Source organism: Streptomyces sp. NPDC032198, assembly GCF_040636975.1.
Lineage (GTDB): Bacteria > Actinomycetota > Actinomycetes > Streptomycetales > Streptomycetaceae > Streptomyces.
Genome location: NZ_JBEZVL010000005.1, coordinates 524,946 through 547,370 on the forward strand (window position 1 = coordinate 524,946; position 22,425 = coordinate 547,370).

Below are 22,425 nucleotides of genomic sequence, written 5' to 3' on the forward strand. Positions count from 1 at the left end.
AGAGCGGAATCCGCTCACCCGGCCGGGGCCGGGCCCTGGCCCTGGCCCTCAGTCGTCCCACTCCGACTTGCGCCCGTGGTCCTTGCCGCGCCCGAAGCTCAGGCCCCGCATGGAGTGCACCGCGTTCACGCCCACGATGCCGCCCCACGTGACGAACAGGCCGGGCAGGTCCGCGTTGACCACACCGATCGCCGAGAGCGGGATCGCCAGGATCAGCGAGACGACGCCGAACCCGAACCGCTCGCCCCAGGAATCCACGGGATTGTTCGGCGCGCGGGACCCGCGGGCCACGACCATCTGCTGCTCGGCCATGTGCCGGCGCAGCCGCCGGTCGATGGTGCCGTCCAGGCGCTGCTCGACCTTCCCGAGGAACGAGTCGACCAGCGCGGACTCATACTCTTCGCCTAGCTCTCTGCGGGCGTGCAGAGTGGCGTCGAGTTCCTTCTTGAGTTCGGCGTCACGGGCTTCCATAAGCTTGTACGGTACGCAGCGGCCGGGGGCCTGACAGTGGGGCTAACCCCCCTTTCTCAGCGGGCGCCGGCCCCGGCCCCGGCGTGCCCGGGCTCCGCCGTCGGGATGTGCGACGTGTCGCGGCGGGCCAGCAGCCAGTACAGGACGGCAGGGACGACCAGGCCCACGATCCAGGAGATGTCCGCGCCGCCGAGCGGCTCCACCAGCGGGCCGGTGTAGAAGTGCGTGGCGAGGAAGGGGAGCTGGGCCAGGATCCCCACTCCGTAGACCGTCAGTGCGTCCCAGCGCCAGGCTCCGTACCGGCCGTCGGGGTCCGAGAGCGCCGGGATGTCGTAGCGCTCCTTGGAGATCAGGTAGTAGTCGACGAGGTTGATCGCCGACCACGGCGTGAAGAACGTCAGCAGGAACAGCAGGAAGTCCTTGAAGGACGTCAGGAAGCTGTCCTTGCCGAGCAGCGCCACCACGGTGCCCGCGACCATGATCAGGGCGATGTACGCCGTCCTGCCGCGCGGCGAGAGCGTCTTCTGGCCGCGGAATCCGCTGATGCTGGTCACCATCGACATGAAGCCGCCGTAGGTGTTGAGCACGTTGATGGTGAGCTTGCCGAGCGCGATCACGAAGTACAGGACCGACGCGATCAGGCCCGTGCCGCCCAGGCCCACCACGTATCCGACCTGGTTGGCGAGGAACGCGTCGCCCGCGGTCGCCGCCACGAGCACACCGAACGTCATCGACCACTGCGAGCCGAGCGCCGATCCCGACAGGGTCCACCAGAAGGTGGCGCGCCCCGACGTCATACGCGGCAGATAGCGCGAGTAGTCCGCGACGTAAGGGCCGAAGGCGAGCTGCCAGGACGCGGAGAGGGAGATGGCGAGCAGGAACATCGGCAGGTCGAAGTGCGCGTCGTTCAGGAGCGCCGAGAGGTCCACGCGGTCCAGGAGGCGGATGCCCAGGTAGATGAAGGCCAGCGCGCAGATCACGCTCGCCACCCGGCCCAGGACGTGGATCACGCGGTAGCCGATCGCCGCCACCACCGCGGTGACCACCGCGAAGACGATGATGCCGGTGGTGTCGTTCGTGTGCGTGAGTTCGGCCGTGGCCTGTCCGGCGAGGACGCTGCCGCTCGCGAAGAAGCCGACGTACATGAGGATGACGAGCAGGAGCGGTACGACCGCGCCGCGCACCCCGAACTGGGCGCGCGACTGGATCATCTGGGGCAGCCCCAGCTTCGGTCCCTGCGCGGAGTGCAGGGCCATCACGGCGCCGCCGAGCAGATTGCCGAGCAGCAGGCCGGTCACCGACCACACCACGTCGCCGCCGAAGACGACGGCGAGTGCGCCGGTGACGACCGCGGTGATCTGAAGGTTGGCGCCGAGCCAGAGGGTGAACTGGCTGAACGCCGTGCCGTGCCGTTCGTCGTCGGGGACGACGTCGATGGAGCGCCGCTCCACGAGGTCTTCAGCTGCCATGATCCGTGAACTCCCTGCTGCCTGCCGGCTTCTTGCGGATGAGCTACTTCTTGCTGATCCCGTGCTTCGCCGCCCAGTCGTTCGCGACGTCCTCGGGGTCCTTCTTGTCCTTGTCCACCAGGCGGTTGAGCTCGGTGAGGTCCTTGGTGGTCAGCGCGTTGCCGAGGCGGCCGAGTGCCTTGCGGACCGTCGAGTCGGCCTTGCGGTCGGCGATGAGCGGGACGACGTGCTGGCCGGGGATCAGGTTCTTGGGGTCGGTGAGCACGACCCACTTCTCCGCGACGATGTCCGTGTCGGTGGTGAAGAGGTTCGCCACGTCGACGTCGCCCTTCTTCAGGGCGCCCTTCACCAGCGGCCCGGAGGAGTCGAGGGACTTGAACTCCTTGAACTCCACGCCGTACACGTCCTTGAGGCCCACCGAGCCCACCGTGCGCTTCTTGACCTCGGGCGCGGCGCCGATGACGAGCTTGCCGTTGTGCTTGGCCAGGTCCGCGAGGGACTTGAGGCCGTACGTGGCGGCGGTCTCCCGGGTGACGACGAAGGCGTCGGAGTCCTCGGCCTTGCCGTAGGGGAGGATCTGCAGGCCGCGCGGCAGGACCATGGCGAGGGCGTTCTGCATCTCGCCCTCCTCGGTGGCCTTCGCCTTGGCGTCGAGGTAGTGCAGGAGCGCGCCCTGGTACTCGGGCAGGAGATCGATGTCGCCGCCCTTGAGCGCGGGGATGAGGATCTCGCGGGTGCCGAGGTTGGGGCGGACGGAGGTCTTGACGCCCTCCGCCTCCAGCGCGGCGGCGTAGAGATAGCCGAGCACCTGGTTCTCGGTGAAGTTGGCGGTGCCGATGGTGACGCCGTCCTTGCTGGAGCCACCGCCTCCGCCGCCGGAGCCGTCGCCGTTGAGGGAGGTGATGCCGCCACTGCAGGCGGCGAGTGCGGGGACGGACGCGGCGGCGAAGAGTCCGCCGATCAGGGTCCTGCGGTTCATGGGGGCCATCTGGGTTGCTCCTAGGCCGACTTGGCGGGGCGGTGGCGGAAGAGGGCGCGCTGCAGTCCGGAGAGCGCGAGATCGAGGACGACGGCGACGACCGCGACGAGCACGGCACCGCCGAGCACCTGTACGAGGTCGCGCTGGGCGAGCCCGTCGAAGACGTACCGGCCGAGCCCGCCGAAGGAGACGTACGCGGCGATGGTGGCCGTCGCGACGACCTGGATCAGCGCCAGCCGGAGCCCGGTCATGATCAGCGGCAGCGCGAGGGGCAGTTCGACCTGGAAGAGGACCTGGTGCCAGCGCATGCCCTGGCCGCGCGCGGCGTCCCGCACCTCGGGGTCGACGGCGGTCATGCCCGCGTACGTGTTGGTGACGATCGAGGGGACGGCGAGCGCCACGAGGGCGATGTAGACCGGCCACATGGACAGGCCGCTGGCCAGGAAGACCAGCACGACGAGGCCGACCGTGGGCAGCGCGCGCCCGAAGCTGGAGAGGTTGATGGCGAGGAAGGCGCCGCGCCCGGTGTGCCCGATGAGCAGCCCGACGGGGAGTGCGATCGCGGCGGCGATCAGGGTGGCGAGCAGCGAGTACTGGAGGTGCTCGGCGAGGCGGTGGCCGATGCCGTCGGACCCGGCCCACTGCTCGCCGCTCACCAGCCAGGCGCCGAGGTCCTTGAAGAGTTCGTACATGTCACGCGCTCCTCTTGCGGCGGGTCCAGGGAGTCAGGACGTACTGGAGGGTGACCAGCAGCGCGTCCGCGACGAGTGCGAGGAGCAGGGTCAGGACGACGCCGACGATGACGGGGGTGGGGAAGTTGCGCTGGAAGCCGTCCGTGAAGAGCTGTCCCAGACCGCCGTCGCCGATGTAGGTCGCCACGGAGACGAGGGAGATCGCCATGACCGTCGCGATCCGTACGCCCGCCATGATCACCGGGAGGGCGAGGGGGAGTTCGACGGTGAGCAGGGTGCGCATCGGCCGGGTGCCCATGGCCTTCGCGGCTTCCTTCGTCTTGGCGGGAACGGAGTCCAGACCCTCGACGGTGTTCCGCAGGAGCACGACGAGCGTGTAGATCGTCAGGCCGATGACGGTGGTGGTGCGGGTGAGCCCGCTGACCGGCAGGAGCAGCACGAAGACGGCGATGGAGGGGATGGTGAACAGGACGTTCGACAGGCCCAGGAGCAGTCCGCGCAGGGCGCGCACGCGGTGGGCGACGACGGCCAGCGGGAGCGAGATGAGCAGGCCCAGGAGTACGGCGGTGAGGGCGGCCTGCAGGTGGGAGAGGGTGAGGGTGGTGAGATCGTCGGTGTGGTCGGCTATCCACGACCAGTCGACGGTCATACGTCCACCGTGCTTGCCTCGGTGTGGACGTGACCCGCGTGGTCGTGGATGTCGTCCCGCGACGTGACACCCGTGAGGATGCCTTCCGCGTCGACCCGGGCGACCAGGCCGCTGGGGGCGGCTATCGACTCGTTGAGGGCGGACAGGAGCGAGTCCGTGTCCCGCAGGGGGCGTACGGGGACGTCGGCGGCTGTCGCGTCCTTGTGCCGCCAGGCCACCGGGGCGCCCGCCGGGTCGAGGCGCAGCGTCCAGGCGCCGCCCTCCGGGGCCGGGGCCTGCGGGACCTCCGCGAGCGTCGTCAGGGAGAGCAGCTTCAGGCCGCGCTCCGCGCCCAGGAAGTCCGCGACGAAGTCGTCCGCCGGGCGGGCCAGGAGCTCGGCGGGGTTCGCGCACTGGACGAGGTGGCCGCCGGTGCGGAAGACGGCTATGCGGTCGCCGAGCCGTACGGCCTCGTCGATGTCGTGCGTGACGAAGACGATGGTCTTGTTCAACTCCCGCTGGAGGCGCAGGAGTTCGTCCTGGAGCTGGGTGCGCACCACGGGGTCGACCGCACCGAACGGCTCGTCCATCAGGAGCACCGGCGGGTCGGCGGCCAGCGCGCGGGCCACGCCCACGCGCTGCTGCTGGCCGCCCGAGAGCTGGTGCGGGTAGCGCTTCCCGGCGTCGGCGGCGAGACCGACCGTCTCCAGGAGCTCCGCCGCCCGCGCCCGCGCCTTCCTGCGGCCCCAGCCGAGCAGCAGCGGCACGGTCGCGATGTTGTCCAGAACGGTGCGGTGCGGGAAGAGCCCGGACTGCTGGATCACGTAACCGATGGAGCGGCGCAGCTCGGCGGCGTCCTGCTCCAGGACGTCCTTGCCGCCCACCCTGATCGTCCCGGAGGTCGGATCGACCATGCGGTTGATCATGCGGAGCGTGGTCGTCTTGCCGCAACCGGAAGATCCGACGAGGACGGTCACGCCCCCTTCCGGCATCTCAAGGCTGAGGTCGTGGACCGCGGTTGTGCCGTTCGGGAAGCGCTTGTGGACCGTATCGAATTGGATCATGAGGAGTCCCTTGCCCGGCTGTATATCGTCATGCAGAGTTCTCGTTGACTGAATAGATTGTCAATAGCTTGTCCACGCCCCGGCGTAAATCACTGGTAACGAGTGGTCGCAGGGCAAGACTGAGCGTCCGGTTGAGGAGGAATTACGAGTGATGTCGTCTCGTATCGCGGACAGGGCGACCGACGCCAGTGACTCGGTCGTCGTCCTGGACGGCCGGGGACTGATGGTCGCAGATGTCGTACGTATGGCCGAATCCACCGCAAAGCCCGTTCCCGGCACGGACGGGATGAAGCGTGTGGAGCTCTCCTGGAACGCCGCCCGGGAAATCGCGTCCTGGGGTCGCGTCTATGGCCGCTCCACCGGCGTCGGCGCCAACCGGAATGAGTCCGTGCCCACCGAGGCGGCCTCCGACCACGGTCTGCGCCTGCTGCGCAGCCACGCCGGAGCGATCGGCGAGGAGCTGCCCGCGCGGCAGGTCCGCGCCATGCTCGCGGTCCGCGCCAACCAGCTCCTCGCGGGCGGCGCGGGACTTCGCCCCACCGTCGTCACGGCGCTCTGCGAGGCCCTGGAGACGGGCGCCTACCCGAAGGTCAACGAATTCGGCTCGGTCGGCACGGGCGACATCGCCGCCCTCGCGCAGATGGGCCTCGCGCTGGCGGGCGAGCACCCCTGGCAGGGCGAGGGCGCGGCCCCCGCGCCGCAGCCCCTCGACAACAACGACGCGCTCGCCCTGATCAGCAGCAACGCCCTCACCCTCGGCCAGTCCGCGCTCGCCCTGCACGAACTGCGCGGGCTCATCGCGGCGACGCAGGTGGTGGCGGCGCTGACCCTGATGGCCGTCGACGGTTCGTACGAGGCGTACGCGCTGCCCGTGCACGAGGCGCGGCGCCACTCGGGCTCGTACGCGGTCGCCGAACGGATGCGGCTGCTCCTCGGCGCGCCCGACCGCCCCACGCCACCGCTCGGCCGCATCCAGGACCCCTACGGACTGCGCTGCGTGCCGCAGATCCACGGGCCCGCGCACGACGCGGCGGACGCGCTCGAAGACGTCCTCACGGTGGAGATCAACGCGGCGGCCGAGAACCCGCTGATCTCGGCGGACGACATGGCGGCCTACCACCACGGCGGCTTCTACCTCGCCCAACTCGCCCTGTCCCTGGACCACTTCAGGCTCGCGGTGACGCAGGCGGCGCGCCTGTCGACGTCACGCCTCTCGACCCTGAACGAACCGGGCTTCACCCGCCTGCGCCCGTTCCTCGCGGACGGTGAACCGGCGTCGTCGGGCGTGATGATCCTGGAGTACGCCGCCGGGGCGGCCCTCGGTGACCTGCGGGCCTTCTCCGCGCCGGCGTCCCTCGGGCACGCGGTGCTCTCCCGTGGTGTCGAGGAGCAGGCCAGCTTCGCCTCGCTCGCGGCACGTCAGACGCTGCGGGCCTGCGAGGCGTACCGCCTGGTCGTCGGCTGTGAACTAGTGGCCGCCGTACGGGCGTTGAGGCAGCGTGACATGCGGCTCGACCCGGAGCTGCCGGTCGGCAGGGCCTTCGAGCTCGCGGACGCGGTGCTCGACGCGGAGCTGGCCGACCGGCCGTTGACGGATGATGTGACGGTGGCGGCCGGGCTGCTCGACCGGTTCACGGAGCTGTGGCTCGGCCTCGGGTCCGGGAGCGGAACGGCCTTCGAGGGGCACGGTGCGGTGAGGGGAACGGTATGAGTGACAGTCCTGCGGCGCGGCTGCAAGTGCTCTTCGAGGGCCACCGGCTCACGCCCACGCAGCGGCGCATCGCGCACTGCATGGTGCGGCGGGCGGCGGACGTCCCCTTCCTCTCCAGCGTCGAACTCGCGGACCTTGCCGGGGTGAGCCAGCCCTCGGTGACCCGTTTCGCGGTGGCGCTCGGCTTCGACGGATATCCGGCGCTGCGCAGGCACCTGCGGGAGCTGGCACCCGCGGAGGCGGCGGGCGAGGCCTCCCTGAACGAGTACCAGCAGGCGGTCGAGGCGGAGATCGCCAATCTCCGGCACCTGGCGGAGGTGCTCGCCGACCCGGCGCCGGTCGAGCGCGCCGGGCGGCTCCTCGCCTCGTCCCGCCCGCTGCCCGTCCTGGGCCTGCGGGCCGCCGCGTCCCAGGCGTACGGCTTCTCGTACTTCGCGGCGAAGGTCCACCCCGACGTACGTCTCCTCGACGAGGGCGGCACGATGCTCGCCGACCGGATCGACGCGGCGGTACGGGCGGGCGCCTCGGCGCTCCTGTGCTTCGCGCTGCCGAGGCATCCGCGGGAGGTGGTGGACGCGCTCGCCCATGCGAGGGGAGCGGGACTCTCCGTGGTGACGGTGGCCGACTCGGCGTTCGCCCCCGTGGCCGCGCACTCCGATCTGCTCCTTCCGGCGGCGGTCGGCACGGGCCTCGCCTTCGACACGGCGTGCGCGCCGATGCTGCTCGGCCGCGTCCTCCTCGAGGCCATGTGCGACGGACTGCCCGATGCGCAGGCGCGGTTGGAGGAGTTCGACGCGGGGGCGGCGGCGCGGGGGCTGTTCGTGGAGTGAGTGAGTCGGTGAGTGAGTGAGTGAGCGCGCGAGGGCGGGCCGGGCCCGAAGGCCCGGCCCGCCGCGTTCCTGTCCGGGGCTCAGACGTCCAGGTTCGCCTCGATGCGTTTGAGCTGATGCCGGGCCATGGCCAGATTGGCCCGGTCCTTGTCGAGGGCCACATAGAGGAAGAGCCCGCTGTTGTTGCGTCCCTTGATCAGCCGGATCAGGTGGTACTGGCTGCTGAGCGAGATCAGGATGTCCTCGATCTCGTCCTTGAGGTCGAGGAGCTCCATCGTGCGCAGTTTGGCGCGCACCACGTCGGTGTTGCCCGCCGCGGCGACGTTCAGGTCCAGGTCCTTTCCGCCGCCGATCGTGCCCAGCGCCATGCCACTGGTGTAGTCGACCAGGGCGGCGCCGATGACTCCCTCGATCGAGGTCGTCACTTCCTTGAGCGATGTCTCTGCGTTGGCCATGACTTTCGCACTTCCTTTCCGTCTGCTGGGCGTCCGCGGTGAAGGGGACGATGAGGGTGTTGAAGGTGTGGTGGGGGACATGGGTCAGGTTTCCTCCGCTCGTTCGACGGCGGCGTCGACCAGTTCGCCGATGAGGAGGCTGGAACGGCGGCCCTCGAGATGGAGCCGGCCCACGTTGACGCGGGACTCGGCGAGCAGCGTGAGCACGGCGGACGAGCCGGCCGTGTACGTGGCCACGTAGCCGCCCTCGCCGCGGATGAGCAGTTCGCGGAAGCCGCCCTGGTGCGTCGCGTCGGAAAGACGCAGGGCCACTCCGAGCGCCGCCGCGGTGAGGGCGCACAGGCCCTCCGGCTCGACGTCCGGTGCGTCCTGCGCCAGCACGAAGCCGTCGACGCTGGCCGTCAGGGCGCCCTTGAGCTGAGGAATCCTGGTCCGCAGCCGTTTCAGTTCGACGAGTACGTCGGCTTCGGCAGCCATCAGCTCTCTCCTCCCGGCGCGCTTCCAGAGCGCGAAAAACTTCATGGGCACGGGGGCCAAGTCCCTTGAGCGGCACGGACATTCACAGGGTTGCCTCCAGCGCGTCACGCACCCGGCGCAGCAGGGCGACATCCGGTTCGGCGCAGTCGTCCGGGACCGAGGCGGGGGCGGGCAGCGCGGGCAGGGCGGGCTCCGGTGCCCGCGGGGCTTCCACGAGTCCGGCCGCGGCGAGCCGCCTGACCTCGATCAGGGTGTGGAAGGACGGGCGGCCGAGGGCCCAGGCGATGGCCGTCGGTGTACGGATGCCGTCGGCGAGCCGCAGCAGCGCGTCCTGGCGTCCGGTGACCGTCTGGCCGGGCGCGGGCCGGCGGGCCACGACGGGGGAGGTGTCCAGCTCCGGACAGGGCCAGACGCTGTCGAGGAGGGCCCGGCGCCGCCGGGTCTCCCGCTCCAGGGCCTCGGCGGCCACCGGGCGCACCCGGCCGAGCCAGTGCGCGACGCCGTAACGGAACCGCGTGGGTCCGCTCGCCGGGCCGAGGACGAAGAACGCGGCGTCGAACAGCGCGCCTATGTGGCACACCTCCAGCTCGCCCGCGGTGACCCGGCCGCTGTCTATGAGCTGCTGCCCCACCTCGTTGCGGGTCCCCGCGAGCGAGAGGGCCTCCTGCCAGCCCTGCGGGGGCAGCGCGCCGCCGGCCGTGAGCAGGACGTCTATGCCCGGCGCCGCGGGGCTCTCCGCGTGCACGACGCGGCCCTCGACGAGGTAGAGGGTGCCCTGGTCGCGCAGCAGCGCGCCGGTCGCCCGCTCGGCGGCGAGGCGCATCAGCATGGGCGAGGTGGCGGCCGCGGTGATGCGCAGGGCGTTCACACCAGCACCAGCCGCTCGGAGAGGTCGCGCAGCCGCATGCGGGCGAGCGCGAGGTTGCCGGTGTGCCGGTCGAGCCAGAGGTAGAGGAACACGCTGCTGTCGAAGGTCGTCTCGACGAAGCGGATCAGATGGAACCCGGTCCTCGTGGTGAGCATGAGGTCCTCGACGGGGAGCCCCTTGCGTTCGTGGTCCCGTGCCGTGTCCAGCGCGTCGTCCCTGGGCGCGAACGCCTGGTACTCGGCTGCCGACCGCGCCACCTCCGCGGTCTCGGCCGCGGTCGCCTCGTGATCGCCGCCCGGAGGATCGCCGACCGAACCGAGGGCGAGCCCGCTGGTCCAGTCGACGATCGCCGCACCGCGCGCACCGGGCAGTGTCATGGCTTCGAGCAGACACTCATCGATTCCGGGCACGCGGCTCCCCTTCCCCAGGGTTGAACCGGGTGGCCCCTACCACCCGACCGGGGGCTGAGCGCCTTCCGGTGTGAGGAAGGTACGCAGAAGTGGTGGAGAGTCCCAGGAAATGGGCACTTTCCAGGGGAACATGCCCGACCTCGACGGGATCGGGGCGACGAGAGGCTAGCTTGGGCCCATGCCTGACCGATTGTGGTGACCGGACGACCGGACCGCCCTTCCGGACGGCTCCCGGACCGCCCTCCCGGACGGCCAGCGGACTGCCCTTTCGAACGGCCCCCGGCCCGTCACCCGCCGGTCACTCCTCGCCGCGCGCCTTGAGTACCACCTTGTTCACGCCCCACAGCCCGATGCCGACGGCGATCAGCACCCCGGCCCGGATGTAGACCTCCGCCGGGCGGTCCGCGAGAGGGCTCGCGAGGATCAGTGCGGTGATGGCGCCGAGGACGGGAAGGGCCGTGGGCGCGCGGAAGTGCCGGTGGTCGACGGGGTCGCGGCGCAGGACGAGGACGGCCACGTTGACCACAGCGAAGACGCACAGCAGCAGGAACGCGGTCGTGTCGCCGAGGCCCTCGATCTCGCCCGTCGTCACCAGCCCGATCGCGAGCAGCGAGACGAAGACGATGCCGACCACCGGTGTCCGGCGGCGCGGCAGGACCCGGCCCATCGCGCGCGGCAGGATGCGTTCGTTGGCCATGCCGTAACAGAGCCGCGAGGCCATCATGATGTTGATCAGCGCCGAGTTGGTGACCGCGAACAGGGCGATCAGGGCGAAGAGTTTGTGCGGGAAGCCGATGCCGCCCGCCTTCACGACCTCGAGGAGCGGACCACTGGAGCCCTCGAGCACCTTGTAGTCGACGAGCAGCGACGAGACCAGCGCCACCAGGACGTAGATCGTGCCCGTCACCGCGACACCGATGAAGATCGCCCTCGGGAACGTACGCGCCGGATCCTTCGTCTCCTCGGCCATGTTCACCGAGTCCTCGAAGCCGACGAACGCGAAGAAGCCGAGCGCGGTCGCGCCGAGCACGCCCGTCATCAGGGCGTAGGCCGTGCCGTCGCCCGCCTCGAAATCGGTGAGGCGGGAGGGTTCGCCGTCCCCGCTCAGGACCGCGTACGCGCCGATCGCGAGGATGATGGCAAGGCCCGTCAGCTCGACGAGCGTGAGCACCACGTTCGCCTTCACCGACTCGGCGACCCCGCGCAGGTTCAGCGCCGCGAGCGCGAGGATGAAGACGATGGCGACCAGCGTCGGCGGGAGCGCGTCGGCCGTCAGTTCGCCGAGGTAGTCGCCGCTGAAGGCGAGGGCCGCGGCGCTCGCCGACGACAGGCCCGAGCACATCACCATGAAGGCGATGATGAAGGTGAGGAACGGCGTCCTGAACGCCTTCTGCGTGTAGAGGGCCGCGCCCGCCGCCTTCGGATACTTGCCGACCAGCTCGACGTACGACGCCGCCGTCAGGATCGCCACGACGAAGCCGATCGCGAACGGCAGCCACAGCGCGCCGCCGACCTTTCCCGCGACCTTGCCGGTGGTGGCGTAGATGCCGGTGCCGAGGATGTCGCCGATCACGAAGAGGATCAGGAGCTTGGGGCCGATCGCGCGGTTCAGCGCGGGTTCACCGGCGGGTGGTGTCGCGGTGGTGGGCTTGTCGGACGTCGTCACAGGATCATCTCCCCCGAGGGTGTGCCTGGAGGGAGCGTCTGCCCCGCAAGTGCCGTCTGGATGCGGGAGTTGAGGAATCTCAGAGGAAGCGACGCGCAGGAACCGGGAGGAAGCGAGCTCAGAGGTCGCGCAGGGCGTCCCGCTGTCCGCCGCCCGACTCGGCGACGATCTCCTCCAGGGTCTGCGGCTCCCGCACGGTGGCGAAGGCGACCTCTCCGCCCGTACCCGCGGCGAACCCGTAAATGCCGGGCCGGGCAAGGCTGTTGTACGAGTAGTGGTGCGCGAAGTAGTACGCGCCCGTGTCGAGCACCGCCGCGTAGTCGCCCTGTTCGAGCAGCGGCAGCGGACGGTTCTCGGCGAGCAGGTCGCCGGCGAAGCAGGCCGGGCCCGCGACGTCCTGGCCCACGGGCGGACCGCTCTTGGGCAGCCCCTTCGCGTCGAACGCGGCGATCCGCAGCGGCCAGGACGCCGGCGCGTACACCGTGCGCGCCGCCACCTGGACGCCCGCGTGCGTGACCGCGATGGGCCGGTCGCCCGCCGTCTTGGTGTACTCGACGCGGGCCAGGATCGTGCCGTGTCTGGCGAGCAGCGAGCGGCCGAACTCGGTGACCAGGCCGTAGCGCCCGTCGAGCAGTCCGGGCACGCGGGACTTCAGGCGGCGCGCGTACTGCGCGTGGGTCGGGGTCTCCTCGTCCGAGCCGAAGTTGACGGGCAGACCGCCGCCGATGTCGATGGTGTCGATCTGCTGCCGCCCGGCCCGTTCGTTGATCTCCTCCGCCAGCTCGTACGTCGCCGCGACGCCCCGCACCATCATTTCGAGCGGCATGCCCTGCGACCCGGAGTGGGCGTGCAAGCGGGTCAGCCAGGGGCGGTCGAGGTACGCCTGGACGATCCACTCGCGGGCGCCCTCGTCGCGCAGCGCGACGCCGAACTTGGAGGTCGCCGTAGCGGTGGAGAGCGCGCCGATCGACCCGCCGCCGATCTGCGGGTTCACGCGCAGGCCGACGGGGGAGCGAGTGGGGGCCGACCGCGTCATCGCGTCGATGCGGGCGAGCTCCTGCGGGTTGTCCGCGTTCACGGCGATCCCCAGGGCGAGGGCCTCGCGCAGCTCGGCGGGGGTCTTCGCGGGCGAGTCGAGGACGGTGTGCGTGGGCGGCACGCCCGCGGCCCGCGCGAGGGCGAGCTCGCCGGGGCTCGCCACCTCGGCGCCGATGCCCGCGTCGCGCAGCAGGCGCAGGACCGGGACGAGGGGCGACGCCTTCACCGCGAAGGCGTGCAGGACGGGGGTGCCGGGCGGGGTGACCGCCTCGAAGGCGGCGCGCAGGGAAGCGGCGGCCGCGCGGATCCCGGTGACGTCCAGGAGGCCGGCGATGGGGGACGCGGGGTCGACGAGGCCCTGCTCGACGGCGGCGCGGACGGCCCGGTCGCGGCGGGCGGCGGGGCCCACCGCCCCCGCTCTGTCCGCCTCGGATACGTGTGTGGTCTCCGCGCCCTGATCGCTCATGTGTTCAAGCCAATCATTCGGGACGCGACACCGCTGCCCCTGTCAACGTATTGACTAGCTCTATTCAACATCGCAGGATGTGAATAACAAGGTCACAGCAGAGCGTCACGAGCAGACCGACAGCAGAGCTTTTCGCGAGGAGGCATCGCCATGTCAGGACCCCGCCCCGTACGGGCACCGCGCGGTACGGAACTGAGCGCCCTGGGATGGCAGCAGGAAGCCGCCCTCCGCATGCTCCAGAACAACCTCGACCCCGAGGTCGCCGAGCACCCCGACAAGCTCGTCGTCTACGGCGGCACCGGCAAGGCGGCCCGCGACTGGCGCTCCTTCGACGCGATGGTGCGCACGCTCAGGACCCTCAAGCAGGACGAGACGATGCTCGTCCAGTCCGGCCGCCCGGTCGGCGTGATGCAGACCCACGAGTGGGCCCCGCGCGTCCTGATCGCCAACTCGAACCTGGTGGGCGACTGGGCGAACTGGGAGGAGTTCCGGCGCCTGGAGCAGCTCGGCCTCACGATGTACGGCCAGATGACCGCCGGCTCGTGGATCTACATCGGCACGCAGGGCATCCTCCAGGGCACGTACGAGACGTTCGCCGCCGTCGCCGCCAAGAAGTTCAACGGCACGCTCGCCGGGACGATCACGCTGACCGCCGGTCTCGGCGGCATGGGCGGCGCCCAGCCCCTCGCGGTCACGATGAACGACGGCGTCGCGATCTGTATCGACGTCGACCCGCGCGCCATCGAGCGCCGCATCGAGCACAAGTACCTGGACGTGAGGGCCGACAATCTGGCCCACGCCCTCCAGCTGGCCACCGAGGCCCGTGACGCCCGTCGCCCGCTCTCCATCGGCCTCCTCGGCAACGCGGCCGAGCTGCTCCCGCAGATGCTCGCGGAGGGCGCCCCGATCGACATCGTGACCGACCAGACCTCGGCCCACGACCCGCTCGCGTACCTCCCGGTCGGCGTCGACTTCGACGACATGCAGACCCTCGCGGCCAAGGACCCGGCGGGCTTCACCACCCGCGCCCGTGAGTCCATGGCGCGCCACGTCGAGGCCATGGTCGGCTTCATGGACGCGGGCGCCGAGGTCTTCGACTACGGCAACTCCATCCGCGGCGAGGCCCAACTCGCGGGCTACGACCGCGCGTTCGCCTTCCCCGGCTTCGTCCCCGCCTACATCCGCCCCCTCTTCTGCGAGGGCAAGGGCCCGTTCCGCTGGGCGGCGCTCTCCGGTGAGGCCTCGGACATCCACAAGACCGACAAGGCGCTCCTCGACCTCTTCCCGCAGAACGAGTCCCTGCACCGCTGGATCAAGATGGCGGGCGAGCGCGTCCACTTCCAGGGCCTCCCCGCGCGCATCTGCTGGCTCGGCCAGGGCGAGCGCGACAAGGCGGGCGACATGTTCAACGACATGGTCGGCAACGGCACCCTCGCCGCCCCCCTCGCGATCGGCCGCGACCACCTCGACTGCGGCTCGGTGGCATCGCCGTACCGCGAGACCGAGGCCATGCTCGACGGCTCCGACGCGATCGCCGACTGGCCGCTCCTGAACGCCATGGTGAACGTCGCCTCGGGCGCCTCCTGGGTCTCCATCCACCACGGCGGCGGCGTCGGCATGGGCCGCTCCCTCCACGCGGGCCAGGTCTCGGTCGCCGACGGCACCGCCCTTGCGGGCGAGAAGATCCGCCGCGTCCTCACCAACGACCCCGGCATGGGCGTCATCCGGCACGTGGACGCGGGCTACGACATCGCGGAGTCGGTGGCGGACGAGAAGGGCGTACGGATCCCGATGCGCGAGGGTGACCAGGCGTGAGCGACACGTTCCACGCCATGTGGCGTTCGCTGCGGCCCATCGGCCGCAGCGACGCCTCGGGCGGCTACCGCCGCTACGCCTGGACCGGCGCCGACGCCGACTGCCGCGTCTGGTTCCAGGCGCAGGCGGAGGCGCGCGGCCTCGACTACGAGGTCGACCGCAACGGCAACCAGTGGGCCTGGCTCGGCGACCCCGCGCGCGGCGACGCGGTCGTCACCGGCTCGCACCTGGACTCCGTCCCGGACGGCGGTGCCTTCGACGGCCCGCTCGGGGTGGTCTCCTCCTTCGCGGCCCTTGACGAACTCCGCGCCAGGAAGGTCGCGTTCAGCCGCCCCCTCGCCATCACGAACTTCGGCGACGAGGAGGGCGCCCGCTTCGGCCTGGCCTGCGTGGGCTCACGCCTGACCGCCGGGCAGCTCACTCGCGAGAAGGCGTACGAGCTTCAGGACGCGTCCGGCACCACGCTGCCGCAGGCGATGGAGGCGGCGGGTTACGACCCGTCGACGATCGGCCCCGATCCCGAACGCCTGGCCCGCATCGGCGCGTTCGTGGAACTGCACGTGGAACAGGGCCGCGCTCTCGACCTCACCGGCGACCCGGTCGGCATCGCGTCCGCCATCTGGCCGCACGGCCGCTGGCGCTTCGACTTCCGGGGCGAGGCCAACCACGCGGGCACCACCCGCCTGGTGGACCGCCGCGACCCGATGCTGTCGTACGCGGAGACGGTCCTGGCGGCGCGCAGGGAAGCTGAACTGGCGGGCGCGGTAGCGACGTTCGGCAAGATCTCGGTCGAGCCGAACGGCGTCAACGCGATCCCGTCCCTGGTGCGCGGCTGGCTGGACTCCCGGGCGGCGGACCAGTCCACCCTCGACACGGTCGTGACGGGCATCGAGAAGGCGGCTCGTGAATACGCGGACCGGCACGGCATCGACCTGGACGTGGTCCGCGAATCCTTCACGCCGGTGGTCGAGTTCGAGGACGCCCTGCGGGACGAGCTGGGCGCGATCCTGGGCCGGGAACGGAAGATCCCGGTCCTCGGCACCGGCGCCGGACACGATGCGGGTATTTTGTCCGGATCGATCCCCACCGCCATGCTGTTCGTACGGAACCCCACGGGCATCTCGCACTCCCCGGCCGAGTTCGCCGCCGAGGACGACTGCGTCGCAGGGGTGACCGCACTGGCCGACGTACTGGAAGGGCTCGCGTGCAGGTGACGACGGATACGGCGAAGGCGGATACGGCGAAGGCGGACACGTACTGGCTGGAGCACGCCTGGCTCGACACGAATGTCGAGCCGGGCGTGGCGGTGGAGGTGACGGGCGACCGGATCACGGCCGTCCGCAAGGGGGTGGACGCGCCCCCGCCCGGCGCGACGGTGCTGCGCGGCCTCACCCTCCCCGGCCTGGCGAACGCCCACTCGCACGCCTTCCACCGGGCCCTGCGCGGCACGGTCCAGGTCGGCTCGGGCACGTTCTGGACGTGGCGCGAGGTCATGTACTCGGTGGCGGACCGCCTGACGCCGGAGACGTACCACGCGCTGGCCCGCGCGGTGTACGCGGAGATGGCCCTGGCGGGCATCACCACGGTGGGCGAGTTCCACTACGTGCACCACGCGCCGGGCGGTACCGCCTACGCCGACCCCAACGCGATGGGCGAGGCGCTCATCGAGGCGGCGGCGGACGCGGGCATCCGCATCACGCTCCTCGACACGGCGTACGTGGCGTCGGGCCTGCTGACGGAGTCACGGGGCGAGCAGCCGAACCGCCACCAGCTCCGCTTCTCGGACGGCACGACGGAGGCATGGGCGGAACGTGCCTCGACCCTGAAGGACCGCGCGCACGCCCGCATCGGCGCGGCGATCCACTCCGTACGGGCGGTCCCCGCGCGGCAGTTGGGAGTGGTGGCGGAATGGGCGTCGGCCCGCAAGGCCCCGCTCCACGTACACCTCTCCGAGCAGACGGCGGAGAACGACGCATGCATGGCGGTCCACGGCCGCACGCCGACGCGCCTTCTGGCGGACCACGGGGTGCTCGGCCCCCGCACTACAGGGGTCCACAACACGCACCTCACGGACGAGGACATCGCACTGCTCGGCCGCACCACGACGGGCACGTGCATGTGCCCGACGACGGAGCGCGACCTGGCGGACGGCATCGGCCCGGCGGTCGCCCTCCAGCGCGCGGGCAGCCCCCTCTCCTTGGGCTCCGACAGCCACGCGGTCATCGACATCCTCGAAGAGGCGCGGGCGATGGAACTGAACGAGCGCCTGCGCTCGCACACGCGGGGCCACTGGACGGCGGCGGCGCTGCTGCGAGCGGCTACCGCCGGCGGCCATGCGGCCCTCGGCTGGGCGGACGCGGGCGTGATCGAGGCGGGCGCCCTGGCCGACTTCGCGACGGTGGCCCTGGACTCCGTCCGCACGGCGGGCCCCGTTCCGCGCCTGGCCGCCGAGACGGCGGTGTTCGCGGCGACGGCGGCGGACGTCCGCCACACGGTGGTGGGAGGCCGCCACGTGGTCCGTGACGGGGCACATGTGTCGGTCCCCGACGTGGCGTCGGCCCTGACGGAGGCGATCGCGGCGCTGAGAGACTGAACTTTCCCCCACCCCACCCCGCCCCACCCCGCCCCTTCCCGTTCGCGAAACCCTGGGGCTCCGCCCCCTGGGCCCCCGAGATCGCCCTTCGGGCTCTGTCCTCATTCGCCGGAGCCGCCCACCCCCACTCACCCCCCGGAGGCCCCGCATGCCCACCACCCTCATCACGAACATCGCCAGCCTCGTCACGAACGACCCCTCCCAGGGCGACGGCACCCCCCTGGGCCTCCTCACGGACGCAGCCGTGGTCCTCGACGGCGAGACCATCGCCTGGGTGGGCCCGGCCGCCAAGGCCCCCGCGGCGGACGAGACGTACGACGCGAAGGGCCGCGCGGCCATCCCCGGCTTCGTCGACTCCCACAGCCACCTCGTCTTCGCGGGCGACCGCACCCAGGAGTTCAACGCCCGCATGTCGGGCCGCGCGTACTCCGCGGGAGGAATCCGCACCACAGTCGCGGCCACCCGCGCCGCCACGGACGCCGAGCTCGAAGCGAACCTCACGCACTACCTCCGCGAGGCGCTCCGACAGGGCACGACGACGTTCGAGACGAAGTCGGGCTACGGCCTCAACACCGAGGACGAGGCCCGCGCCCTCCGCATCGCGGCGGCCCACACCGACGAGGTGACCTTCCTCGGCGCCCACATCGTCTCCCCGGACTACGCCGAGGACCCGGCAGCGTACGTAGAGCTGGTCACGGGCGAGATGCTGGAGGCCTGCGCCCCCCACGCCCGCTGGATCGACGTCTTCTGTGAGAAGGGCGCCTTCGACGGCGACCAGGCCCGCGCGATCCTGACGGCCGGCAAGGCGAAGGGCCTGCACCCCCGCATCCACGCCAACCAGCTCTCGTACGGCCCCGGCGTACAGCTCGCCGTGGAGCTGGACGCGGCATCGGCGGACCACTGCACGCACCTCACGGACGCGGACGTCGACGCGCTCGCGAACAGCTCCACGGTGGCGACGCTCCTCCCCGGCGCCGAGTTCTCCACCCGCGCCGAGTGGCCCGACGCCCGCCGCCTCCTGGACGCGGGCGCGACGGTGGCACTCTCCACGGACTGCAACCCGGGCTCGTCCTTCACGTCCTCGGTCCCGTTCTGCATCGCCCTGGCCGTACGGGACATGGGCATGACCCCGGACGAGGCCATCTGGTCCGCCACGGCGGGCGGCGCGGCGGCTCTGCGCCGCGCGGACGTGGGCTTCATCCGCGAGGGCGCCCGCGCCGACCTCGCCCTCCTGGACGCCCCGAGCCACGTACACCTGGCCTACCGGCCGGGAGTCCCGCTGGTCAGCGAGGTCTGGCGCCGGGGCGCGAGGGTGGCGTGACGGGGGCGGCCTGACGCCGATTGCAGAAAAGTCCCGCTGGATGGGCGGTATGCCCGTTATCCAGCGGGACTTTCTTGCAATACGTCGCTGCTACGCGCCCAGTCGGCCGTGCGGCCGTGCGGCCGTGCCGAGGGTGCGATCCTGCGTCTCATGAAGACCATCGGCCTCATCGGCGGCATGAGCTGGGAGTCCAGCGCCGAGTACTACCGGCTGCTCAACGAGATGGTGCGGGAGCGGCTCGGTGGGCTGCATTCCGCCCGTTGCGTGCTGTACTCCGTCGACTTCGCCGAGATCGAGCGGCTGCAGGTCGCGGGGGAGTGGGAGCAGGCGGGGGAGGTGCTCGCGGGGGCGGCCAAGGGGGTCGAGGCCGCCGGTGCCGAGCTCGTGCTGATCTGCACCAACACCATGCACAAGGTCGCTGAACAGGTCCAGGAGGCTCTCTCCGTGCCTCTCCTGCACCTCGCGGACGCGACCGCCGACGCGGTGCTGCGGGGCGGTCTGAGGCGCGTAGGGCTGCTCGGGACCGCGTTCACCATGGAGCAGGACTTCTACCGGGAGCGGCTCGCGGCGCGCGGGCTCGACGTGCTGGTGCCGGATGCGGCGGGGCGTGCGCTCGTGCACCGGGTGATCTATGAGGAGTTGTGCCTCGGGGTGGTGTGTGAGGAGTCCAGGGCCGGGTACCAGCGGGTCATCGGAGATCTCGTACGGGAAGGGGCTGAGGGCGTGATTCTGGGATGCACCGAGATCGAGCTGCTCATCGGGCAGGAGCACAGCCCGGTGCCGGTCTTCCCCACGACGAGGCTGCATGCGGAGGCGGCGGTGGCGGCGGCGCTGGAGGGGTAGTCGAGGGCAGACAGCAACCCACCCGCCTGCCCCGGACTGCGGGACAAACGGGTGGGTGGGTGGGAACGATCCCTCGCGCAGCGGCGGTTCATGCGGCCCGCGAAAACGCCGAGCGGCGAGAACCCTCACTCGTCGACGGTCAATCCCTTGCGGAGCTTGACGAGAGTGCGTGACAGCAGTCGCGAGACGTGCATCTGCGAGATGCCGAGCTCATCGCCTATCTCCGACTGCGTCATGTTGGCGACGAAGCGGAGCGAGAGGATCTTCCGGTCGCGCGGCGGCAGTTCGGCGATCAGCGGCTTCAACGACTCGACGTACTCGATGCCTTCGAGTCCGTGGTCCTCGTAGCCGATCCGGTCCGCGAGCGCGCCCTCGGAGTCGTCCTCCTCGGGCTGGGCGTCCAGCGAGCTGGCCGTGTAGGCGTTGGACGCCGCCATGCCCTCGACGACCTCCTCGTTGGAGATGCCCAGGCGCTCGGCGAGCTCGCCCACCGTGGGGGCGCGGTCGAACTGCTGGGCGAGTTCGTCGCCCGCCTTGGCGAGGTCAAGACGGAGTTCCTGCAGGCGGCGCGGGACGCGCACCGACCAACTCGTGTCGCGGAAGAAGCGCTTGATCTCGCCGACGATGGTCGGCATCGCGAAGGTCGGGAACTCGACGCCTCGGCTGAGCTCGAAGCGGTCGATCGCCTTGATCAGGCCGATGGTGCCGACCTGGATGATGTCCTCCATGGGCTCGCTGCGGGAGCGGAACCGGGAGGCGGCGAACTTGACCAGGGCGAGGTTGAGTTCCACGAGGGTGTTGCGGACGTACGCGTACTCGTGCGTGCCTTCCTCAAGTGATTCGAGGCGTTCGAAGAGGGTCTTGGACAGAGCCCTCGCATCCAGCGGACCCACCTCGTCGAACGGCGGGATCTCCGGCAGATCGGCAAGCCCTTCCAGGGCTTCCGTCTCCGCCACGGCCGTCGGGGCCGGGAGTTCCTCCGACGCGGATTCCGTGCGGGGACCCGGGATCGCGGTCTCGATACGGTGAGGCGGGATTGTCGACGTCGCTCGGTCAGTGCGCGATTCGTCGAGCCGGGGTGACATGGTGTCCTCCATCGTTCTCGGCATATGGCTGCCGATGCCAATACGTGCACTGCGGTGTGCGGCGCCTCCAAAGCCGTCAGTGTTGATTACTGTCTCTTCTACCCCTACCCGTTTCCACGGGCCGGTCGCAAGTGCGTTGTGCGGCTAAATGTCCGATTTCGGGGGGATGTTCGGGTACCCGAGCGCGTGAGGAAGGCGTAATGTTCAGGGGCGTCATCAACAGCCACGACGGTCGGAAGTGAGTGACGGAATGGACCGCGGGACAGTCGGTAGCGCGCATCGGGGCCGACTTCTGGTCGAAGTCCGGGCCGAGGGCCCGAGCGTCGTCGTGACTCCGGCGGGTGAGTTGGATCACCACACCGCCGATTTGTTGCGTGAGCCACTCGAGGCCTGCCTCGACGACGGCTTCTCGCGCCTTGTCGTCGACTGTTCGCGACTGGAGTTCATGGACTCCACCGGACTCAATGTCCTACTGGGGGCCCGGCTCAAGGCCGAGGCCGCGGGAGGTGGAGTGCATCTGGCAGGGATGCTGCCGGTGGTGGCCCGGGTCTTCGAGATCACCGGCGCCGAGGCCGTCTTTACCGTTCACGAGACGCTCGCGGAGGCGCTGGCCGACTGATCCGGCGGCCTGCTGACGGAGCGTGCCCAAGAGTTACGCGCCAGTTGTCTCTACGTGATCACTGCGTTACCAGCGTCACACGGGTCGCGTCGAAGAAGTGGGTGTTCTCACGGTTCGGCCGGGCAGGAGACACCCTGGATCCGTCGACAGCGGTCCGCCGATCAAACGTTGCCGCCATCGAACGTTGCCAAAATCAACAGCAGGAACGGCCGAGCAGATGATCCCTCTTGGAGGCCCGCTACTTGTCCAGTTCCTTGTCCAGAGTCCTCCTGTCGGTGAGGTGAAGCGCTGATGAGCACCACCCGGCCTTGTTCGCCGGGCGACCGCGGTCCGGAGTCCGAGACCGCCGTCGCGGCCGCTCCCGCGGACCAGGGCGTCTCGGCGGCCGCGGGCAGTCAGGGGCGCCAGGTCCGCAGGCTGAGCCTGAACGGCGCGAGCGGCATCGTTCCCCTCGCCCGGGACTTCGCACGCCAGGCGCTGCAGGCGTGGGGCTGGCTGCCCGCGGCGGGCGCCGATCAGCGGGCCGCCGCGGAGGACGTCCTCCTCGTGGTGTCCGAGCTGGTGACCAACGCGTGCCTGCACGCCGAGGGCCCCGACGAGCTCTGGATCTCCTCCGACAGCAAGGTGCTGCGGATAGAGGTGTCCGACCGCGGGCCCGGTCAGCCCGCGCCCCGCACCCCGCACCGCGCCGGCCGGCCCGGCGGGCACGGGATGTTCATAGTCCAGCGGCTCTGCCTCGACTGGGGGGTCGTCCGCACCCCGGGGGTGGCGGGCAAGACGGTGTGGGCCGAGCTGAGCGCACCCGTCTAGGCCCCGCTCAGTTCCCCCTTGGGTTACCCACGGTTCGTATGCGCGCCGGATCACTGGAGATCCGGCGCGTTCTTTGTCTTCCCTCGGCAGGGCCCCGGGCGTACCTTGAGCGCCC

22 protein-coding genes are annotated in these 22,425 nt (G+C 70.8%); 9 read left to right on the plus strand and 13 right to left on the minus strand.

From position 1 onward, the window contains the following. Window positions 1–48: 48 nt before the first annotated feature. Genes AB0E78_RS16370 through AB0E78_RS16395 form a run of 6 tightly spaced genes read right to left on the minus strand, consistent with a single transcriptional unit; the run spans window position 49 to window position 5,303 of the window. Window positions 49–471 carry a hypothetical protein gene (locus AB0E78_RS16370; protein ID WP_361832636.1) on the minus strand — a complete coding sequence of 141 codons (423 nt, stop codon included), beginning with the start codon at window positions 469–471 and terminating at the stop codon, window positions 49–51. Between the two features lie 56 nt (window positions 472–527). After that, on the minus strand, window positions 528–1,940 hold the full coding sequence (locus AB0E78_RS16375) for a cytosine permease (protein WP_361832638.1): 1,413 nt from the start codon (window positions 1,938–1,940) through the stop codon (window positions 528–530). 43 nt (window positions 1,941–1,983) lie between these two features. Beyond that, window positions 1,984–2,919: an ABC transporter substrate-binding protein gene (locus AB0E78_RS16380; protein ID WP_361832826.1), complete on the minus strand. Its 936-nt coding sequence runs from the start codon at window positions 2,917–2,919 to the stop codon at window positions 1,984–1,986. Between the two features lie 20 nt (window positions 2,920–2,939). Beyond that, window positions 2,940–3,611: an ABC transporter permease gene (locus AB0E78_RS16385; protein WP_361832640.1), complete on the minus strand. Its 672-nt coding sequence runs from the start codon at window positions 3,609–3,611 to the stop codon at window positions 2,940–2,942. A gap of 1 nt (window position 3,612) precedes the next feature. Beyond that, a complete protein-coding gene (locus AB0E78_RS16390) occupies window positions 3,613–4,260 on the minus strand; it encodes an ABC transporter permease (RefSeq protein WP_361832642.1) in 648 nt (215 codons plus the stop codon). After that, on the minus strand, window positions 4,257–5,303 hold the full coding sequence (locus AB0E78_RS16395) for an ABC transporter ATP-binding protein (RefSeq protein ID WP_361832644.1): 1,047 nt from the start codon (window positions 5,301–5,303) through the stop codon (window positions 4,257–4,259). The genes AB0E78_RS16390 and AB0E78_RS16395 overlap by 4 nt, the downstream gene beginning before the upstream one ends. Before the next feature lie 151 nt (window positions 5,304–5,454). Between AB0E78_RS16395 and AB0E78_RS16400 the strand changes: the two genes are divergently transcribed. After that, the gene (locus tag AB0E78_RS16400; protein WP_361832646.1) at window positions 5,455–7,014 is read left to right on the plus strand and encodes an aromatic amino acid ammonia-lyase; all 1,560 of its coding nucleotides are present in this window, start codon (window positions 5,455–5,457) and stop codon (window positions 7,012–7,014) included. Next, window positions 7,011–7,844: a MurR/RpiR family transcriptional regulator gene (locus AB0E78_RS16405; RefSeq protein ID WP_361832648.1), complete on the plus strand. Its 834-nt coding sequence runs from the start codon at window positions 7,011–7,013 to the stop codon at window positions 7,842–7,844. The genes AB0E78_RS16400 and AB0E78_RS16405 overlap by 4 nt, the downstream gene beginning before the upstream one ends. An 80-nt stretch (window positions 7,845–7,924) precedes the next feature. Here the strand turns inward: AB0E78_RS16405 and AB0E78_RS16410 are convergent, their stop codons facing one another. From AB0E78_RS16410 to AB0E78_RS16435, 6 genes are all read right to left on the minus strand, one after another. After that, entirely contained in the window at window positions 7,925–8,299 is a 375-nt protein-coding gene (locus tag AB0E78_RS16410) for a hypothetical protein (RefSeq protein ID WP_361832650.1), read from the minus strand. An 84-nt stretch (window positions 8,300–8,383) separates the two neighbouring features. Next, window positions 8,384–8,776 carry a roadblock/LC7 domain-containing protein gene (locus tag AB0E78_RS16415; protein ID WP_361832652.1) on the minus strand — a complete coding sequence of 131 codons (393 nt, stop codon included), beginning with the start codon at window positions 8,774–8,776 and terminating at the stop codon, window positions 8,384–8,386. A gap of 82 nt (window positions 8,777–8,858) precedes the next feature. Then, complete coding sequence (locus AB0E78_RS16420; RefSeq protein WP_361832828.1) at window positions 8,859–9,605, minus strand: transcriptional regulator; 747 nt, start codon at window positions 9,603–9,605, stop codon at window positions 8,859–8,861. A gap of 35 nt (window positions 9,606–9,640) precedes the next feature. Then, window positions 9,641–10,054 carry a hypothetical protein gene (locus AB0E78_RS16425; protein ID WP_361832654.1) on the minus strand — a complete coding sequence of 138 codons (414 nt, stop codon included), beginning with the start codon at window positions 10,052–10,054 and terminating at the stop codon, window positions 9,641–9,643. 298 nt (window positions 10,055–10,352) lie between these two features. Continuing rightward, a complete protein-coding gene (locus AB0E78_RS16430) occupies window positions 10,353–11,720 on the minus strand; it encodes an APC family permease (protein WP_361832656.1) in 1,368 nt (455 codons plus the stop codon). A gap of 118 nt (window positions 11,721–11,838) precedes the next feature. Next, window positions 11,839–13,224, minus strand: coding sequence for a diaminopimelate decarboxylase (locus AB0E78_RS16435; RefSeq protein ID WP_361832657.1), 1,386 nt, complete (start codon window positions 13,222–13,224; stop codon window positions 11,839–11,841). A gap of 150 nt (window positions 13,225–13,374) precedes the next feature. Between AB0E78_RS16435 and hutU the strand changes: the two genes are divergently transcribed. From hutU to AB0E78_RS16460, 5 genes are all read left to right on the plus strand, one after another. Further along, a complete protein-coding gene (gene hutU, locus AB0E78_RS16440; protein ID WP_361832659.1) occupies window positions 13,375–15,039 on the plus strand; it encodes a urocanate hydratase in 1,665 nt (554 codons plus the stop codon). Window positions 15,040–15,056: 17 nt separating this feature from the next. Next, window positions 15,057–16,253: an allantoate amidohydrolase gene (locus AB0E78_RS16445; RefSeq protein ID WP_361832830.1), complete on the plus strand. Its 1,197-nt coding sequence runs from the start codon at window positions 15,057–15,059 to the stop codon at window positions 16,251–16,253. Then, window positions 16,244–17,632: a formimidoylglutamate deiminase gene (locus AB0E78_RS16450; RefSeq protein WP_361832661.1), complete on the plus strand. Its 1,389-nt coding sequence runs from the start codon at window positions 16,244–16,246 to the stop codon at window positions 17,630–17,632. The genes AB0E78_RS16445 and AB0E78_RS16450 overlap by 10 nt, the downstream gene beginning before the upstream one ends. 148 nt (window positions 17,633–17,780) lie before the next feature. Continuing rightward, window positions 17,781–18,953, plus strand: coding sequence for an imidazolonepropionase (gene hutI / locus AB0E78_RS16455; protein WP_361832663.1), 1,173 nt, complete (start codon window positions 17,781–17,783; stop codon window positions 18,951–18,953). Between the two features lie 150 nt (window positions 18,954–19,103). Continuing rightward, window positions 19,104–19,796 carry an aspartate/glutamate racemase family protein gene (locus AB0E78_RS16460; RefSeq protein WP_361832665.1) on the plus strand — a complete coding sequence of 231 codons (693 nt, stop codon included), beginning with the start codon at window positions 19,104–19,106 and terminating at the stop codon, window positions 19,794–19,796. 125 nt (window positions 19,797–19,921) lie between these two features. Here AB0E78_RS16460 and AB0E78_RS16465 read toward each other — a convergent pair whose 3' ends face one another. Beyond that, window positions 19,922–20,893 carry an RNA polymerase sigma factor SigF gene (locus AB0E78_RS16465; protein ID WP_361832667.1) on the minus strand — a complete coding sequence of 324 codons (972 nt, stop codon included), beginning with the start codon at window positions 20,891–20,893 and terminating at the stop codon, window positions 19,922–19,924. Between the two features lie 238 nt (window positions 20,894–21,131). Here AB0E78_RS16465 and AB0E78_RS16470 point away from each other — a divergent pair, with 238 nt between their 5' ends. Together AB0E78_RS16470 and AB0E78_RS16475 are read left to right on the plus strand one after the other, a co-directional pair. Next, entirely contained in the window at window positions 21,132–21,500 is a 369-nt protein-coding gene (locus AB0E78_RS16470; RefSeq protein WP_361832669.1) for an STAS domain-containing protein, read from the plus strand. A 291-nt stretch (window positions 21,501–21,791) separates the two neighbouring features. Continuing rightward, window positions 21,792–22,310, plus strand: a complete 519-nt coding sequence (locus tag AB0E78_RS16475) for an ATP-binding protein (RefSeq protein ID WP_361832671.1) — start codon at window positions 21,792–21,794, stop codon at window positions 22,308–22,310. The last annotated feature ends 115 nt before the right edge of the window (window positions 22,311–22,425 follow it).

Bases quoted from the DNA above. Each gene is read 5' to 3' on its own strand.
- AB0E78_RS16370 (WP_361832636.1), bottom strand. From the start codon at position 471: ATGGAAGCCCGTGACGCCGAACTCAAGAAGGAACTCGACGCCACTCTG.
- AB0E78_RS16375 (WP_361832638.1), bottom strand. From the start codon at position 1,940: ATGGCAGCTGAAGACCTCGTGGAGCGGCGCTCCATCGACGTCGTCCCC.
- AB0E78_RS16380 (WP_361832826.1), bottom strand. From the start codon at position 2,919: ATGAACCGCAGGACCCTGATCGGCGGACTCTTCGCCGCCGCGTCCGTC.
- AB0E78_RS16385 (WP_361832640.1), bottom strand. From the start codon at position 3,611: ATGTACGAACTCTTCAAGGACCTCGGCGCCTGGCTGGTGAGCGGCGAG.
- AB0E78_RS16390 (WP_361832642.1), bottom strand. From the start codon at position 4,260: ATGACCGTCGACTGGTCGTGGATAGCCGACCACACCGACGATCTCACC.
- AB0E78_RS16395 (WP_361832644.1), bottom strand. From the start codon at position 5,303: ATGATCCAATTCGATACGGTCCACAAGCGCTTCCCGAACGGCACAACC.
- AB0E78_RS16400 (WP_361832646.1), top strand. From the start codon at position 5,455: ATGTCGTCTCGTATCGCGGACAGGGCGACCGACGCCAGTGACTCGGTC.
- AB0E78_RS16405 (WP_361832648.1), top strand. From the start codon at position 7,011: ATGAGTGACAGTCCTGCGGCGCGGCTGCAAGTGCTCTTCGAGGGCCAC.
- AB0E78_RS16410 (WP_361832650.1), bottom strand. From the start codon at position 8,299: ATGGCCAACGCAGAGACATCGCTCAAGGAAGTGACGACCTCGATCGAG.
- AB0E78_RS16415 (WP_361832652.1), bottom strand. From the start codon at position 8,776: ATGGCTGCCGAAGCCGACGTACTCGTCGAACTGAAACGGCTGCGGACC.
- AB0E78_RS16420 (WP_361832828.1), bottom strand. From the start codon at position 9,605: ATGCTGATGCGCCTCGCCGCCGAGCGGGCGACCGGCGCGCTGCTGCGC.
- AB0E78_RS16435 (WP_361832657.1), bottom strand. From the start codon at position 13,224: ATGAGCGATCAGGGCGCGGAGACCACACACGTATCCGAGGCGGACAGA.
- hutU (WP_361832659.1), top strand. From the start codon at position 13,375: ATGTCAGGACCCCGCCCCGTACGGGCACCGCGCGGTACGGAACTGAGC.
- AB0E78_RS16445 (WP_361832830.1), top strand. From the start codon at position 15,057: ATGTGGCGTTCGCTGCGGCCCATCGGCCGCAGCGACGCCTCGGGCGGC.
- hutI (WP_361832663.1), top strand. From the start codon at position 17,781: ATGCCCACCACCCTCATCACGAACATCGCCAGCCTCGTCACGAACGAC.
- AB0E78_RS16460 (WP_361832665.1), top strand. From the start codon at position 19,104: ATGAAGACCATCGGCCTCATCGGCGGCATGAGCTGGGAGTCCAGCGCC.
- AB0E78_RS16465 (WP_361832667.1), bottom strand. From the start codon at position 20,893: ATGGAGGACACCATGTCACCCCGGCTCGACGAATCGCGCACTGACCGA.
- AB0E78_RS16470 (WP_361832669.1), top strand. From the start codon at position 21,132: ATGGACCGCGGGACAGTCGGTAGCGCGCATCGGGGCCGACTTCTGGTC.
- AB0E78_RS16475 (WP_361832671.1), top strand. From the start codon at position 21,792: ATGAGCACCACCCGGCCTTGTTCGCCGGGCGACCGCGGTCCGGAGTCC.